Origin of the sequence: Planococcus donghaensis (genome assembly GCF_001687665.2) — a bacterium.
Taxonomy (GTDB): domain Bacteria; phylum Bacillota; class Bacilli; order Bacillales_A; family Planococcaceae; genus Planococcus; species Planococcus donghaensis.
In genome coordinates, this window is sequence record NZ_CP016543.2 from 2,562,310 (window position 1) to 2,579,718 (window position 17,409).

Below are 17,409 nucleotides of genomic sequence, written 5' to 3' on the forward strand. Positions count from 1 at the left end.
TAGGTGATTTTTGAAAGGGGTAAGTTGATGAATTTGTATAAAATTGGAGCTGTCCTAGCTGTTATTATTTGTGTTATTGCCCTAGTTTTTAGCTATTTAACGTGGCAGGACAAGCTCGAAAATGTGTTAGCCCCAGCGGAAGCTGTAAGCGCTAAGAGTGATGATCAGAAAAAGGATAAACCAAAAGAGGTAAAAAGTGACAAAGGTGTGAACATCGATGATTTTATCTCGAATATGGATACGAAAGTACAAGATTTGTTTATCGAGAGAAACGAAAATGGTGAGAGTTTGAAAATGCTAATTGCAGGTTCTGCAGCTTTAGAATCGGGTGACCCTGGGTACGCAGAACGTTTAGAAGCCTCATTAGAAGAAGCGTATGCTGACTTTATCGAAATAGACATTCTTCCTATAGAAGGTACTTCTGAATCCTTACTTGATGTGGATCTTTCTTCAGGTTATGACTTAGTCCTTCTTGAGCCAATGACGTTGATGAACAATGGTATTGTGGCGATTGAACAAGAACGGGAGCATATTAACGAGTTTGAAGCTAAACTGACTGAAGAAGTAGAAGATGCAGTAGTGGTTCTCCATCCTTCTCAACCGATATACGGCGCTGGTTATTATTTAGCACAAATCGCTGCTCTTAAAGAGTTTGCACAAATGTATGATTATGCTTATATTAATCATTGGAGCTCTTGGCCAGATACGGACAATGAGGTCTTAAGAGATCATTTAACGGAAGATGGTCTTCCAAACAGCAAAGGCGCAGAATTATGGGCAGAAGAACTAGAAGCGTATTTTATCGCTAACTAAAAGGAGAATCCTCTAATGGGCAGAAAAGACAAGAAACTTAAAAAGAAGAAATGGCCTTGGATTCTTGGAATACTCGGAGTCATCGTGATTGGTCTAGGAGTTTACTTATTTACGATTTATAACAGCTTTACAAATACATTAGATGAAATTCACGAACCGATCGAACGTGAAGTATCAGAGAAACGGACGATTGATCAGGAAGTAGTTTTGAGTGAACAAGATCCGTTTTCAGTATTGTTGCTTGGTGTTGATGAGCGCGAAGATGATCGTGGGCGTTCCGATACAATGGTTGTTATGACGGTTAACCCGGCTGACGAATCAACGAAGATGGTATCGATTCCTCGTGATACGTATACGGAGATTGTTGGACGCGGTACGACAGACAAGATTAACCATGCTTATGCATTTGGCGGTATTGAAATGTCGATGGCGACGGTTGAAAACTTATTGGATATTCCAATTGACTATGTGTTGCAAGTGAACATGGAAGGCTTCCAAGATATTGTTGATGCTGTTGGCGGCGTTGAAGTGAATAACTCGTTAGCATTTGATGAGTTTAAAGAAGGCACGATTGAATTAGACGGTGATGACGCGTTAGCGTATGTACGTATGCGTAAACAAGATCCTGAAGGTGACTTTGGTCGTCAAAAACGCCAGAAGCAAGTAATCCAAGGGATTATGAAAAAAGGTGCGTCGGTTAATAGTTTGTTGAATTATAAAGATATTTTCAACGCACTTGGTGATAACGTCCGGACGAATATGACGTTTGATGAGATGATGGATGTGCAGTCGAATTACCGTGATGCGATTGGTACGGTTGATCAGGTGATGGTTGAGGATGGTACTGGCGAGACGATTAACGGAATTTGGTATTATATGATGAATGATGCGGAATTGGCGGAGATTCAGTCGACGTTGAAGACGCATTTGAATATGTAGGATGGAGAGCATGGCCCGGGAGGGTTGTGCTTTTTTGTTTGTTTACGATTTGTGGGTTTTGGAGTCGCTTCGCTCGCTTTGGGCGTGGCTTTCGCAATAAGCCGAGAAGAGCACTCGTCTCATTGCTTCGCCTAGCCCCTGGCGCTCCTCAGCTTTTGTTGGGGGCTAGATAGTTAGCAAGCTTATTCTTTTTGTGAGTAGTAATTGTGGGATTCTGGAGGTGCTTCGTTCGCTTTGGGCATGGCTTTCGCACTGAGCCGCGAAGAGCACTCGTCTCATTGCTTCGCCTAGCCCTTGGCGCTCCTCAGCTTGGGGTTTGGGGAGCAAGAATGCTTTTCTTTTTTGAGGATAGATAGATGAATGAGTGGTTCTGGATCGCTCGGTACACCTTCGCTGGAGTGATTTCCCTACTTATAGAGGAGCTTTTACCAGCTATTCTTGTAGTTATATGGGAAGTTTTTTTGCTTTTACATGAAATTTCATTACTCTTACGTGAATTTTTGAAGTCTTTACATGAACTTTTTTATTCTTTACCCGAACTTTTCGCGCTCTTACATGGATTTGTTATCACACCGTGTATTAAGGTCAACTCCCCTTATGAGTGGCTAGTTATAAAAGAGACACCTAGAAGAAAGAGCGTAAGACGGCGACTCCAGCGGGAACAGCACGGACCGGAGCCACTGGACTGAGCAAAGCGAGGGAAGCGGCAGAGGTCGTGCCCGCGGAAAGCGTCCGTCTGAAGTGTTTTCTTCTTGCTCCCCTGCTCCTGTCGCGCCAGTTGCATGACCCGCATCCTGCGGGCCTAAAGCGTCCGAATGTAGCGATTTCTTCGTTCTTAACCTCCCCTCTTATTTTCAACCAAACAAAAAACCTACTCTAAAGTTCCATGAGCAGGTTTAATCGATTTATTTTATTGAATGAGTTCGCGTCTGGAGAGGGAGATGATTTTTTTTTTGCAGTTTGCGAATTTCAGTCTTTTTAAGTCGTAGAGGTTCACAAAGTAAATGAATGCTTGTCTCGGAATACCAAGCTTCTTGGCACTAACCGATGGTCCTAGATCCTCTTTGACGTAGAGGTCTTTTATCACTTCTACTATGGCTTTGTTATGGTGTTTTTCTAATTTTTCTTTATAAGAGTTATACTCTGCCATAAACCATTCATCTCACTTTCAATTGTATTTTATAGGTCTCGTGCATCGCTCGTTTTTAGTTATTTCCAGTATAATACTTTTGTATAAAGAATACTAGTCAAATTGACACATTCATTTAGGTATTTTTCTGGCAAATCGATCCCTTTATATCATCATTAGACTTACACAAATGCTTACTAGGCATTTAAAACTAGTTCTTAATGTAAACGAAACGAGAATTTATTGAATTCTGCTTCTTTGATGAAGTTTTCCATCACGTGATTGCTTTCGAATTCGTTCGCTTTTACGCGCTCTCTTTTAGAAATTCGGTTGTATTCTTCTTTGCTCGATAACAGCTTCATAATTTGTTCTTCGACGCTGAACAATTCGCTCGTTTCTGAGGAAGAATCTCCGCTTTCATATGGTGGCAATTGGTGAAGAAAACCTTCCGTTAATCCGAAACGGTCGTTTACTTTTCCGACAATTCCTGGAATGCCACAACCCGCAGCTTCGATCAACGGTACACCCATGCCGACAAAACAAAACGTGTTTTGCAATGCTTCTTTTTTGTCGCTCGGTTTAAACTTCCCGTGCATAAAGATGTGATTACGCGCCGGAGACTTGGCAATTTTTTTACGTAAGCTGTCTTCCCCTTGACCTGTTCCGTAAATGTGATACGTAAATTCCGGATCGATTTGGATGAGTCGCTCCATAATGTCGATCATGTAATAGTTATACGTACGGAAGCGAGCCAATTGGCCGATTGAGACGATGCGACGTGATTCAGCATTGCCCAGCGGATTCATCGCGGTACAAAAATCCAGTGGCAATGGGAAGATCGCATTTTCTAATGGTTGCCCAATCGCATTTTCCGTTCTTTCTTTAATAGAAGGATTCATGAACATTAATTTTTGTGCGAATTTCGGGTCGATCAATTTCAATGCTTTAACTGCTCCACCTATGCCTTTTTGTGCATAGCTGTCTGGAGAGTAAACACCCGACATGCGTTTTCTAGCAGGCAATAAGTAAGACAATAAGAACGACATTGGCCCAAATGAGTACACTAGATCGAATTTTTCATCTAGTCGTTTACTCAACATTTTAGTCGCAAGCCACACGTTAATTGTTGGGTCGCTCGTGTCTTCGTCTACGACAACTGTTACACCTTCAAGCGATTCTACTTCACGCAATAACGGTCCCCCGCTACTGTACAAGAACAATGTGACTTGATAGCCACGCGCGCTAAACCATTTCACCATTTTCACCACCAGCATTTCGATGCCGCCTGGCTTCATGTTTTTATGAATAAGTGCAATCGATTTGATCGACCCTTTTGGTTTTTCAAAATCGAAAAATTGAGCATTATTGAATGTGTTCATACTTCCACCTCATCTACTGTTTTATCTTCTACTATTTATTTAAAAAATCCTTCGTTTTGTTTTTATTGGAGTACCAATTAAACGTAATGCGCAACCCTTTTTCAAACGGAGTAAATGGCGTGATCCCAGGCAATTTTTGATGTGCCGTTTTCTCTGGTGAGTATGCGCTAGTTTCTATGTTGTTGTGTTTTTGATGTGAATAATTTCCCGGGAAATGAGCTCCCATCAAGGATGTGATGCACCAAGCAAGTTCTCGGTCTCCCATACGTGCGTTATAGCCAATTTCGTAACGGCCTCCGGCATCTCCTAAGTGAAACACTGTATCAATCGCTTCGCACAAGTCGCTAACAAACAACCAATTGCGGACGTTTTCAGCTGACTCTTCAAACACTCCAAGTTTTCCTTTTAGCGCTTGTCCGATAAAAGCCGGAATCAATTCTTCCTCTTTTTGCATCGGACCAAAAACTTCTGGGCTAGCTGTCGTAATGACGTTTAATCCCGTTTGTTTATGAAACTCACTAATCATGGCATCCGCTCTTTTTTTACTATCGCTGTATAAAGAAGCAGTAGATGGATTGGTAAGCGAAATGTGGTGGAAACACGATGCTGCGTATTTTTCTTTTGGCTGATGCGCTGAGTCCATCCAAGCGTTTTGTGCCGCTTGCAATAAATTCAATGTCCCAAGCACATTGGTTTGTTCGTAAAGACGAATTTCCCCAACTCGTTCCTCGCTGCGCGTTTCTGCTGCGCAATGGATAATGTCGGTTATGTCGTAAAGTTCAAATAAATGATTGATGGCGTAAGCGTTTCGGATATCCACTCGGTGAAACGAATAACGACCTGCTTGATCAGTTCCAGAAGTATTTTCTGTGATAACGGCTTCGGTATTGTAATCGATATTCACGAGTTGGTATTCCGGGTATTTGTTTAAGTAATAATGGATGAGATTAGATCCGATAAATCCGTGCCCTCCGGTAACAAGTATGGTTTTAGCGTTCAAAGCCGTTCACCTCTCTCGCATCATAGTTGAGTCCGGTGCGTTGCCAAGCACTTTCGCTTGCCTATACCAGACTTTAGTACCACTCACATTTACTATGTTATGACATTTGAGTTAAATCTAGGTTAAAAGTTTTTGTTTTCTAAATATTTAATTATTATAACCCCTAAATAGATAATTTGCATTAGAAATTTCCAAAATAGTTGGTAAATAGTCTCGTAACCCTTCAAAATAGTCAGGAATATTTAATAAAATGGAAATTAATTGATGTATTTTTACTTTTTTTAGGTTCCTATTCATTTTACTGTATCACTTTTTAGGTCTTAATGATTACGAACTTTGGTTAAAATTTTAACTTTTTTCGATTTTTTAATTTAAATACACAAAAAAAACAGCCTTCTTTTTAGAAGGCTGCTGCTTTTTTATGGGACTAGTCGGTTGATAACGGGTAGTTTTTGCATGAGTAAGATAATCACAAACGAAATACCAAAGATAATAATCCACACCAGCGGTACACCGACGAGTGGGTTAAACGTAGTTTCGTTAAAGCCAAAGAGTTTGTTCAAATAATTTTGGATGAGCGGGTGAATAATGTATATGCCGAACGTTGCGGTACTTATACGTGTGATGAAGGCACTTGGTTTAATCTTGTTAGCCAAGTGTTGAAAGCCGATAAAGATGAATAACGTGATGAGTAAGTTGTTCGGTCGGTAATGTTCATAAAAGAAATCATCAAATTCTCCTACTGGCAGCCCCATGTTCAAATAGTAAGTCCCCCAGACAGTAGCAATATAGCTGAACAGCGCGAGTATCCAAAGCGTCGGAACGTATTTTTTCGGGACCGGGTAAAGAACGAGATAGGCACCAAGTAAAAAGTAGCCGATGTACGGTTCGAACAGCCCTGCCGACAACGCCACTTCGAAATCGAAGAATCTAGGTAGAAATGGCAAGAAGCTTGCGAAGACGATCCAAAACAGTAAAAAGGCTTGAAAGGTCTTCTTGTTCATATGCTGAACAAGTAGTTTCAAAAACGGTGCCATGATGTATAGGCCGGTGATGGTGTAGAGAAACCACAAATGGTAGTAGATGTCGTCGGTTAGGAATTGAACAAAGATTTCATAAGCGGTATAGGATTCTTCCAGTTCGTATATATTGTACAGGGTGTAGACAATGCTCCAGAAGATTAACGGGATAACGACTTTAGATAAACGCTTTTTGAGAAATTCCGAAACACTTTCTTCTTTGTCGCGCGTTAAGAGCAATGCCCCACTGAGCATGAAAAAGACGGGTACGCACCAACGCAAGCCGGCGTCAAAGATGTTGGCGAAATGCCAAATCCAGTCGTCTGTTGTGGTGTTATTGATGATTTTTGATACTACATGGATGCCAACGACGACAAATATCGATAAAGCGCGCAACCAATCCATGTAGTCGTATCTTCTGGTCATGAGGGGTGTCTCCTTTTGATATGGTTCTATTAATTTGCGTAATTCTTAAGAACAAAGATAGCTCTACGGACGGACGCTTTCTTCTTAGTTTGTTATGAATACTAATAGAATGATTGCTTAATGTTCGCTTTCTTACAGCGATATTATTTTTATTATATAGAAGAAAGATTTTAAACGAGTGAAATTTGGCGGCTGTTAGTTCCTATATTCGCTTTCTTATTTTAGCTTGTTACTGGGAATAGAACCACTACAAATTGATTGCAGTTGCGTTACTCGACTAATTGTTTGCAAAGCTTTCGTATGTCTTCGTGTCGAGTGTCGAGTAGTTCTTGGCCGAGTTTGATCAGTGCGTTGATGTTTTGGGCTGAGCCGTCGTCTAGTTTTTCGGTGCCGGGTTGCAGCAATTCGATTTGAAAGCGGTAGTAACGCTGACTGTCATCGCGGGTAGGAAGCACAAATTTTAGTTGGTAGTCGACGACGTCTGAGCTGCCGTCGGACAAAACATACCATAAAGGCTTTGCCCAACTGAGCAACCCCCATGTTCTAAAGTTCTCGAATTGGATGGTGAGCTGCGGGTTGCCGGTGCCAAGCGATACGATCAATAATTCTTCGTCTGGAAAAAGTTCTTTTGCTTCGGCATACGCGCACATTGCGGGATTGTTGGCAAACACGCCCCCATCGATAAAACTCGCCCCTGGGTATTCTTTAATTTTTTTAGGGATAAAATAAGTGGGTGCTGCAGAGGCAGCCCGCGCAACGTCTCTCATTTTCACGTCGCGTTCGATTTTTTTCGTGTGAATGTCACGACTTTTAAAAAACGCGGTAAACCGGCCATGAAGTTCGTAACTTGGCACCACAATATCCACGATGGCTTCCGACAGCATGGTGGACCCAAAATACTTTTTCAGCGCTTGTTCAAGTGCCCGTGCGTGGTAGCGACTTGTGAAAATGCCTCGGGTGATTTTAAAAAACAAGGATTTATCAAAGATTTCGTGTGATTCTTCTTTGTAAAAGCCGAGAAACTGTTCAGCTGTGTAACGCGGCTTTGTTTGATCTTTTGGATCGGGCGCAACCAAGCCGAGTGCTAAAATGCCGCCAGTCGATGCCCCGACAACCAAATCAAATAGCTCCGAAACCGGCTTACCACTTTGAGCTTCTAGCTCCGCAAGCAACATTGCCGGAATAATTCCTCGCACCCCGCCACCGTCTATCGATAAAATCCTTTTCATCACTACACCTCTTTTGGAATGTTCAGACTTTCACTTATTGTAAGAAGTTGGACTCTCATTGTCAAAACCATACCATAAATCATTATTGTAATCTCATTTATCAGGTAATTCAGATATTAATTTACTTTTCTTAATAATTTATTGATAAAATGATCTGCCTTATTATATGTTTAATTGCTGGTTATACTTTTTTGACCTTGTATAGGCTCCGTATAGCTGTAATACTTTTTAATTATGGTTTTATTAACCATTTTAATGTAATTAAAAACCCAATTTTTCTGTTCGAAAAGGTTTTTTTTCGAAATAAACCTATTTTTTTATACTTTTTCTGTTCTAAAACACTTGGTATTGCTGGGTTTTGGAGCCGACTTTTATTTGTTATATAACTGTAATATAACTGCAATTGAATTGACGTTGTTTTTCAGTTGTTCTGTCTATATAGTAAATGACAGAGCAAAATATTATTAATTCATATACTTGGATAATAAAAAACTTGGAGGAACCAACAACAATGAAAAAGATATTCTTCACGCTATTTACAGCAGGATCATTGCTATTTGCTAACTCAGTTACTGACGCCCAGGCCGCTCAACCCGTTCAAAACGCAATTTCTACTTCTCAAGAATCTACAGTTTCAACTATAGAGCAAGTTGCAGCAAGCAAAGCAACTGCCAAATCAGGTACATTTAAAACGAAATACACGTCAAATGTTCGCGCAGATGCGGGAACAAAAAACAAAGTTGTCACAGTTGCTAAAAAAGGTTCAATCGCTACAGCCACTCACCAAAAGAAAGTTGGCAAATCGACTTGGTACAAAGTAAAAGTTAACGGCAAGTCTGGTTGGATTTTAAGCACATTATTAACTTCCACAACCGTTAAGAAAGCTTCTGTTTCTACCTCTTCTTCTGCAGTTGTTTCAGAAGCATTGGCATTGCGAGGCATTCCTTACAAATTTGGTGGCACAACGACTGCTGGGTTTGATTGCAGCGGATTTATCCAATATGCGTTCAAACAAGCTGGTAAGAGTGTTTCACGTACGACGTTAACGCAATATGCGGAAAGCTACACAGTTAGCACTCCACAGCCAGGAGATTTGGTTTTCTTTGCTAATACGTACCGCGCTGGAATCTCACACGTTGGGATTTACATCGGTAACAACCAGTTCGTGCATTCAGGCGGAGCGAAAGCTGAAGTTAAAAGCATGAATGATCCATACTGGGGCAAGAAATTCCACAGCTTCAAACGTTTCTAATTCCATCTAGATTTCCAAAAGGGTGACCCGAAAGTCTGCTAATAGCAGGGTTTTGCTGGTCCCCTTTTTTATTTTGATTAAGAATTAAAGTTTGTTGGTAAGGTAGTTTTAGGTGAAGAAATCGCTACAGGTGGACGCTTTCCTGCGGGCGAAGCGCTGAGCCTCCTCGTCGCAAGCTCCTGCGGGGTCTCATCACTCCGCTTTCCCGCGGGAAAGGTATTGCCTGAAAGAAGTTCGGGCAATGCCTTTGCGACGAAGCTAGCGTAGCGATGCAGGAGCATACCTTTTCCTTTTCGCCACCTTTCGCTGTTTTATGGGTTATTTCGCATAGTATTGAAATAGAATTCAGGCTAACTTTTGTATCTATGTTGGTATTGGTACGTAGCTATTTGTTTTATCGCGTTTCGCTTGCGAAACGCTGGCATCTTAGGGGTTGGGTTTGGGAGCTCTTATGTGAACTTTTTTAGCTGTTACATGAATTTTTTAACCTCTTACCTGAACTTTTGAAGTCTTTACATGAATTTTTCAACACTTTACATGAATCGGGTTCTCTTACATGAACTTTTTTGCGTCTTACATGAACTTTTCCGTTTTATACATGAAATTTTTGCGTCTTTACCCGACTTTTTCAGCTTCTTACCTGTACTCGAAAATTCTCAACCACAATACATCACTTTTTACATCTTCATTTGATTTATCACAAATTCAAAAACCTGATTGGAAGCTGTTCGCGTGGCGAACAGCCTAAAATAATACCTGCCACCTTTTATCCATTCTCTATCAACCAACTACCCAGCCGAGGAGCGCCAAGGGCTAGACGAAGCAAGAAGACGAGTGCTCTTCTCGGCTTATTGTGAAAGTCATGCCCAAAGCGAGCGAAGGCGATCTTTAAAACTTCACTCTACCTAGTACTCAAAAAAGTACCTCTTTCTCTATCAATCAACTACCCAGCCGAGGAGCGCCAAGGGCTAGACGAAGCAAGAAGACGAGTGCTCTTCTCGGCTTATTGTGAAAGTCATGCCCAAAGCGAGCGAAGGCAATCTTTAAAACCTCACTCTACCTATGACTCAAAAAAGTACCTCTTGCTCTATCAATCAACTACCTAGTCAAGAGCTAGACGAAAGCGACTTCTAAACACACAAAAAAGCAGACTCCCTAAGAGCCTGCTCCTCACTGATTGATAATCCCATCTATTTGATAATCTCCATATTCATCAATAACAACCGTATATATTCCTTTGTGCGAAATGGTAGACGATTTGTCATTCGCTTTGTCGTGATAAGTAAACTCGGCTTCTGCTTCGACTAGTGCACTATCCCCTTCAATTTCGATTGAGGTAATGGTTGGCTGGACGCTATCGTATATGCGATTTGGGTCGCTGTATTCTTCGATAAGTCCCGTCGCTTGTTGTTCGGCGTCACTCTCTGGAAAAATGTAAGACAAGTAAAAGTTCGATTCTCTATCATTTAGAGAATAGGGTAACAGTTCGTAGTACGATGAAATAAAGCTTTCGAGTAAGTCATCGGCAAAATACGCGTCTTTGACGTCTTGCAGAACAATTTCCTGCTCTTCCGGTAACATTGGGTTGTTGATCCATTCCGTTAACTGATCCCATACGGTGTAGATTGGGATCGCGTAACCAGATTCTGGGTTTTCTTCGATAATGATGGAGTTGATGCCCAGCAATTTACCGGTGTCGGCTGCGATCAATGGTCCCCCGCTTGAGCCTTGTGCAATTTCTGCGCTCATTTCGTATAGACTGGTGTATTCAAATTGATCAGAAAAGTCTAAATCGGTCTCGGTGATTTCACCTGTCGTAGCCGTGTTGCTTTGGTCGTTCGGGCTACCAATGGCGACGACTGGTGTGCCAATATCAACGGGTTCCATTTCAATTCCAAGTGGTTCTTTGCCTGCTAGTTCATCGACGCGGACGATGGCCAAGTCTTCTGTTTCAGACTTGCCGATAATGTTGCCGTTAAACTCCTGGCCATCACTGTTTTTGACGGTGATGTAGGAGGCGTCTAATACGACGTGGCCATTGGTCAATATGTCCCCTTGGTTGTTGATGAGAAAGCCTGACCCTTGTTCGAGGTCGGTGTAGAGCGTGTAGACATGTGTTTTGGCGGTGGCAATCATGGACGCGAGTTCAGTTTCCGCTTCTGGTGTGCTGCTTTCGGTTTGTTGCTGAGCGGATAAGGATGGCTCTGGTGAATCTGGTGTCATCATTACGTATATGCCAAGTGCCATTACGAGTACCAGCGCTACTGATAAAGCGGCGATGATTTGATTGATTTTTTTGATTTCTTTGGATGTTTTTCGTGTCATTTCAAATCAGCTCACTTTTTTTCGTTGTTGATTTTATTATAGACGGTTTGTGTGGGCAATGGTTCAATTTATTTCGGTAGTCTGTTGTTAATCGTAAAACAAGTCATCAATCAGCTCTTGGGTTGAGGCATAGTTTTGACGTTCATCGAGTGGAAAGTTCATCCCGCGCCCTTCTGAATCTCGCATGGATAGTTCAACACTCGTCAAAGGCGGCTCGATGCTGTCAAAAAAAGCAAAGATGGCATCCAAATCCGCTGCCAAACTAGGATTTTGTTTACTGAGATGACCTGGCTCAAAAAACACATAGGCGTATAGCTCCGTACAATTTCCTTGTTTATCGACCGCATTGCAATAAAGCCATTTTTCGTTATCACTATCGAGACGAAATTCAAAGTGTTCTGTTTGTGCTTGAGTAGCTGCGTCTTTTAATTTATCTTGCATCTGTTGGCTTATCGTTACTAGGTCGCCACTTCTCGTGTTCTTAATATACGCTCTGATTTCCGCTAAACTTCGATTATCGCCTATTTCACGAAAGTCTAGTGGAATTCCATATTTCCGGTTTTTATCCACAATATAAATAATATGAACATCGATCTTGTGTTTTTCTTGGAAATCGACAAGTTTTTTCGCTTGCTCGATCTCAGACTGCTCAATGGTGCTAAGGTCGCTTTTTGTTTCGAGTGCTACCCAACGACGTGCGTCTTGTGTCCGTAGGTCTTTAATAACATGATCGACAAATATCTCATCAGAAGGCCTCGTATACCCGAGCTGTTCTAACTCAGGCAATAGCTCTTCCATTTGTTTTTTTAATTGAACATATGCCAATTGCATTTTGTAATCATCGCGGTAAATCGTCGCGTAATTTTCAATGTCCCTCGTTACGGTAAACACAACGCCCTTTTGTTCTTTAAAAGTCATTTGATAGCTATATCCCACTACAAAATCAGCATTTGTTTCACTAATAATATCAACGTCCATGCCGTATTTTTCTTCGATAAACTCTTTTGTATCGCGTTCTACAATGTAATCATCCATCATATAATTAACGACCCACCACACAATGACGCCACCAATTAAGACAAATGGAATTGCGAGTATGAGTAGGAGTTTCTTATTCATCCAATTTCACTCCTTTTTATCTTGTTATACCTCTAAAAATAGACAGATGGTTCGCGTTTACTGGCCCCTGATGTACGCTTCTATTTCCTTGTCACTTTGAACATCCGCTATTTCTCGTAAGTCTATATCAACTTTCGACTGATCCCAGCGATTGTAAAATCTGATTTTCTGAACATCAATATCTTGATTTTTTAAAAGATTCAACACCGCAATTATGGATTCGATTTCGGATTTTTCAATGTTATCGTAACTCGTTTCGGTTTCTAGCGTTAGCCAGCGAACAGCTTGTCCTGTTTTGATATTTTGGGACGTGGATTGGACGAGCAGTCCGCTTAGCGGTTTGGTAAAACCACGCTCTTCTATTTGTGGCAGCAGCTCTTCGACTTGCTGCTCCGCTTGATGCTCTGCAAATAAAATTTTGTAGTCATCTCGATAAATGGTTGCATAGTCCTCCGTATCTACAGTGACTGTAAAAACGATATCTTGTTGTTCTTTAAATGCCATTTCGTAGCTTTGCCCTTCGTTAAAATTTGCATCTGTAATGCTCACAATAATGGCTTCCATGCCGTATTTTTCTTCGATAAAGGTTTGTGCTTTCTGGTCTTCTTTTTGGGAGTCTTCAGCATGTTCGAAAAATACTTGTGCCATCTTCCCCATGACTAGTAGCGTCCCTATCCCAACAGCTAGTACGCCCGCCACAAGAATCCATAGGAGTTTCTTTTTCATCTTCGAAGCCCCCCTTTTTGACCTATTATACCCTGAAACAAAAAGAAATAGCTGAGACAATCTCGTCTCAGCTATTACGGCATTATTTTTTAATTGTAAAGTTTTCTTCTGATTCGTTGCCTGCTGCATCGACTACTTTCAAGGTAAATTCGTTGTCACCTAAATCCGCTACAGGAACCTCGATTGTAATGTCTTTATCAAAGCTATTTTCCCCGTACGGCTCGCTCATCGCATGGCTGAAAACTTCGCTATCGATTAAATACACTTTGATTTGGTCCATGTTGTCTGTGACATTAAACGTAACTTCTGCACTGTCCTGGTCAGCTTCGACTATTTTAGGAACCTCCACAAGTTCGATTTCTGGAGGTTGCGTATCGACTAGCACTTGGCTACGCACTTCGAGTTCATTGCCCGCTTCATCGATGGCTTTCGCAAAAATATCGTTTCGCCCGTCTTCAAGTGTTAAGACGTGTTGGAAAAACATGCCGTCAAAACGCTTTGCTTTTTCGCCATTCACTGTCACGGATACAATACGCGAACTGTCTTCAACACTGCCGAACACTTCGACTCGTTTTGTACCCAGCACTTCAAAAAGTCCAGGTGCTAAAATAGATACTGCTGGCGGTTTTGTATCCGCAACCGCACCTGTTAAGAACACGGTGGTTTTATTGCCAGCGGTGTCGTGGAATACCGCTGTCAGTCGATCGCCTTTGTTAATCGCAACCGGCAGTTTGTAGCTAGTGGTTTTTGGCGCTAGTGATTCGTCTTCAAAGGTATCCAGATTTTCAGTCAATTCGACGCCGTTATGGAACACTTCCCAACGGTCTACGCCGCCACCACCTGGGTTATCGGTAAAACTGGTGACTTTTATCGTATTGGTTTTCCCGTTGAGCGTCGCAGTTGCCTTTGGTGCCACCGTGTCGACTAGAACGGGCATTGTTAACGACTGCCACTCGGCTCCTGGGTAATCAATGACTGCACGCATTTGAATTTGATAATTGCCGTCTTTGACGGGCTTGCCAAGTATTTCGCCGTTCCATTCGTTAATGAAATCGTAATAATACGAGAAATAATCGGCAAAATTTTTCACTAAATTCTTTTCCGTTTGCAAAGTCCGCAGTTTTTTGCCATTGGCATCAAGCACATTGACTTCTAGTTGCTTGGCGTTACGGAGCAGTGAGAACACTGGAATAATCGATTCTCTAGTGCCGTCGCCATTTGGTGAAAAGGCAAACCCTTCTGGCACAAAACCTTGTTGATGGCTGCCTCCATTAATAATTTGACCAAAATCGTCGGTCAAAAACGTGGTGGCGTAAAACGTTTCTGGGCTCCATGCGACGTCATCAAATACAGGAGCATCGTCCCAGCCGCCATTAAATCCGAAATACGGTACGGTCAGGGGCGTGTTGCCTGTTACTTCTTCGTTCGCATCCGTCAATGTAATAAACCCATCAATAAAGTAACCGTTCGTAAACGCCGCAAATTCTGGACGGTCCCGTAACGTTGAGATATCGATTGTCACCTGGATCTCTGCTACGTCGTTTGCAGGTATTGTCACGGATTCAGGTGACGTAATATTAACAAGACTGGTCACTACGTTCGATCCAGCACGATTCGGATCGGTAATATCAATTTTCCGTTCCGGATGTTTGATCGCATAATCGGTTTGTACGCTAACTGCAACATTGTATGTCGCGTCTGTATCTGAGAAATTTTCAGCTTGTAGCGTCATAGAAATAGTGTTGTCTTTAATTTCTTTTAACGCCACTTTAGCGTCCCCAGTCGTTTCGTCTGTCACCATAACATTGGTTGATAGCGCGCCATGCAACTGCATAAGCCCTGCTCCTTGGCGACGTGGCGACACGTATTGCCCGGCAATGAGTTCTACCGGATTGGCTGTGTTCATCAATAAATTTTTCGCAAACTCCACGCGGTCTCGTCCTGCTAACCCGAGTTCTTCAATTCGCTGGAAGACAAGTGCCGTGCCCCCTGCTACATGCGGTGCCGCCATAGAAGTTCCGCTCATCAAGCCGTATTCATTGTCGTTGAGTGTGGAGAAAATATTGCCGCCTGGCGCTGTGATTTCTGGTTTAAAATCCAAATTGGGCGTTGGCCCCCAAGAAGTAAATTCACTCATTTTGCCCTCATTTGGATTGGGCGTTTCTAGTTGCTGGCCGTCAAAAGCAACGGTCACTTCTTTTCCTGCATCTAACTCTGCTTTCATTGCCAGTCCGTCTTTTTGCAAGGTTGATAAAAACGGAATTTTGATATACGGATCATATTCCATATTGACGGGCCCTGTGGTGTTGTTGTAAATAATGACACCCGCCGCTCCCATTGATTCCGCCATAAAGGCTTTTTCTGAAAACGGAATAACACCTCGTTCAATTAATGCAAATTTCCCCGTCACATCTTTTCCATCAAAATCTTCTGGTTGACCAAGTCCCACTTCGACAACCGAATAAGATTCTTTCGGCAAGGTGGTTGGATCGACGTCATTTGCGGCGATATAGAGTGCGCGTCCAGCTTGGACACCGTCTACTTGATACGTAAAACTTTCTGTCGTGATTACACTGTTTTCAAATGATGCGACACCTAACGAATCCATTGCGATACCCGGTGTGCCGATCAACCCGTAATCTTGATTTTTGGCAAATGGCGATTGAAATCCAGATCCAAGCAAGTCTTCATTGCCCGCAGAAATGGCAACGAGTATGCCGTTATTGGTTGCGCGTTCTACGGCTTGCTGCTCCGGACTTGAGGTATCGACAAATCCCGCCGTTGCACCGAGCGACATATTGATAACGTCTGCTCCTAGTTTAATGGCATCATCCATTGCTTTAATGTAGATGTCCCCAAAAGTTGTCGGATACATGGCGTCATTGCCGAATACTTTCAGTGCTAGTAATTGCACTTCTGGAGCAACGCCTTTAATGCCGCCATTTTCTTCATCGCCATTGGCCGCAATGGTTCCCGATACGTGCATGCCGTGCATCGACGCAGTTGGAGCAACGTCTCGAATTTCTGTGTTGCTGTCCATATAGTTATAACCAAAAGGCACTTTTTCAGTAAAAAACGCGCCTTCTTCAATGCTGTGATCCGAAACAAACGCTTCGACTTCCGCCTGCGTTAACGCAGCGGTTTCGTTGTCGCTCAGTTTCATATCTCGGTGACCCGGGTCGATTCCTGTATCAATTACGCCTACAATCATGCCTTCTCCTTTAAAGCCATAATCGCGCCAAGCTTGTTGCGCTTGCACGAGCTCTTTGGAATGCTTCATGAGCGGTTCGACTTCTGGCCGTTTGTATTCGGTCGCCTCGTATACCGCTTTTACATTCGGCAGCTCCTCGATTTCTGCAATTTGTCCCGCTTCAACTTCTGCAGAAAAGCCATTAAAGACGGCTGTGAACGTTTCGAGATAGTCGATTTCGGGTGCTACTTTCACAATTTCAACTTGTGCAGCTTCTTGTTTTACGAGCGCAGCTGCTTCGATTTGCTCTTTTTGACGTTCTGGCAACTCTTTATACAAAACGCCTTTTGTGGTTGCTGCTTCAATGGTCGGCTCTTCTTGCAACTCGATAATGATGCGTACTTTTTCTTTTGGTACTTGCGGTTTCAACATTGCTTTTGACAAATTAACTTCTGGATTCGGGGCTTCTGACAGTACTGGACTCCCAAAAGCGGTGAAACTACTCCACACCAATAAAAAACATAACCATACACGCGTTTTTATCATACGTGCTCCTCCTTTTAATCGATTGTTATCTTAATTATCAAATAATTAAATCAACTTCATTTTTCCAGTAAAACGACCAAAAGTCTATGGTTCCAAAGCTATCTTATTTGTGGGAATTTGGGAGTGTTTTTGGGTATTTTGATTATTGGGGATACTGGTTATTTCCTTTTTTTAGGGAGATATATTTTCAATAGTCGCCTTCGCTCGCTTTGGGCATGACTTTCGCAAAAAGCCGAGAAGTGCACTCGTCTTCTTGCTTCGTCTAGCCCTTGGCGCTCCTCGGCTGGGTAGTTGATTGAAAGAGAAAAAACTATTTT

At 42.3% G+C, this 17,409-nt stretch carries 12 protein-coding genes; 3 read left to right on the forward strand and 9 right to left on the reverse strand.

Annotated features, from left to right (window positions below):
* Nucleotides 1–27: 27 nt before the first annotated feature.
* Both BCM40_RS12710 and BCM40_RS12715 read left to right on the forward strand, forming a co-directional pair.
* On the forward strand, nucleotides 28–813 hold the full coding sequence (locus tag BCM40_RS12710; protein WP_065525582.1) for an SGNH/GDSL hydrolase family protein: 786 nt from the start codon (nucleotides 28–30) through the stop codon (nucleotides 811–813).
* Between the two features lie 15 nt (nucleotides 814–828).
* Entirely contained in the window at nucleotides 829–1,752 is a 924-nt protein-coding gene (locus BCM40_RS12715; protein ID WP_065525581.1) for an LCP family glycopolymer transferase, read from the forward strand.
* A gap of 910 nt (nucleotides 1,753–2,662) precedes the next feature.
* On the opposite strand, the gene BCM40_RS12725 is transcribed toward BCM40_RS12715, so the two are convergent.
* The 5 genes from BCM40_RS12725 to BCM40_RS12745 form a co-directional block, all read right to left on the reverse strand.
* Nucleotides 2,663–2,902, reverse strand: a complete 240-nt coding sequence (locus tag BCM40_RS12725; protein ID WP_065525579.1) for a hypothetical protein — start codon at nucleotides 2,900–2,902, stop codon at nucleotides 2,663–2,665.
* Nucleotides 2,903–3,099: 197 nt separating this feature from the next.
* A complete protein-coding gene (locus BCM40_RS12730; protein ID WP_065525578.1) occupies nucleotides 3,100–4,260 on the reverse strand; it encodes a glycosyltransferase in 1,161 nt (386 codons plus the stop codon).
* A gap of 31 nt (nucleotides 4,261–4,291) precedes the next feature.
* Entirely contained in the window at nucleotides 4,292–5,260 is a 969-nt protein-coding gene (locus BCM40_RS12735; protein ID WP_065525577.1) for an NAD-dependent epimerase/dehydratase family protein, read from the reverse strand.
* Between the two features lie 419 nt (nucleotides 5,261–5,679).
* Nucleotides 5,680–6,705, reverse strand: a complete 1,026-nt coding sequence (locus tag BCM40_RS12740) for an acyltransferase (RefSeq protein ID WP_065525576.1) — start codon at nucleotides 6,703–6,705, stop codon at nucleotides 5,680–5,682.
* A gap of 269 nt (nucleotides 6,706–6,974) precedes the next feature.
* Nucleotides 6,975–7,934, reverse strand: coding sequence for a patatin-like phospholipase family protein (locus BCM40_RS12745; protein WP_065525575.1), 960 nt, complete (start codon nucleotides 7,932–7,934; stop codon nucleotides 6,975–6,977).
* Nucleotides 7,935–8,445: 511 nt separating this feature from the next.
* Between BCM40_RS12745 and BCM40_RS12750 the strand changes: the two genes are divergently transcribed.
* Nucleotides 8,446–9,186, forward strand: a complete 741-nt coding sequence (locus BCM40_RS12750) for a C40 family peptidase (protein WP_065525574.1) — start codon at nucleotides 8,446–8,448, stop codon at nucleotides 9,184–9,186.
* A 1,170-nt stretch (nucleotides 9,187–10,356) separates the two neighbouring features.
* On the opposite strand, the gene BCM40_RS12755 is transcribed toward BCM40_RS12750, so the two are convergent.
* The 4 genes from BCM40_RS12755 to BCM40_RS12770 all read right to left on the reverse strand — a co-directional run bounded on the left by BCM40_RS12755 (nucleotide 10,357) and on the right by BCM40_RS12770 (nucleotide 17,092).
* On the reverse strand, nucleotides 10,357–11,511 hold the full coding sequence (locus BCM40_RS12755; RefSeq protein WP_065525573.1) for a S1C family serine protease: 1,155 nt from the start codon (nucleotides 11,509–11,511) through the stop codon (nucleotides 10,357–10,359).
* 87 nt (nucleotides 11,512–11,598) lie between these two features.
* The gene (locus BCM40_RS16530; RefSeq protein WP_065525572.1) at nucleotides 11,599–12,630 is read right to left on the reverse strand and encodes a hypothetical protein; all 1,032 of its coding nucleotides are present in this window, start codon (nucleotides 12,628–12,630) and stop codon (nucleotides 11,599–11,601) included.
* A gap of 57 nt (nucleotides 12,631–12,687) precedes the next feature.
* Nucleotides 12,688–13,356 (reverse strand): hypothetical protein, encoded by a 669-nt coding sequence (locus BCM40_RS12765; RefSeq protein WP_065525571.1) that lies wholly within the window; start codon nucleotides 13,354–13,356, stop codon nucleotides 12,688–12,690.
* Nucleotides 13,357–13,438: 82 nt separating this feature from the next.
* Nucleotides 13,439–17,092: a S8 family serine peptidase gene (locus tag BCM40_RS12770; RefSeq protein ID WP_065525570.1), complete on the reverse strand. Its 3,654-nt coding sequence runs from the start codon at nucleotides 17,090–17,092 to the stop codon at nucleotides 13,439–13,441.
* Nucleotides 17,093–17,409: the final 317 nt, after the last annotated feature.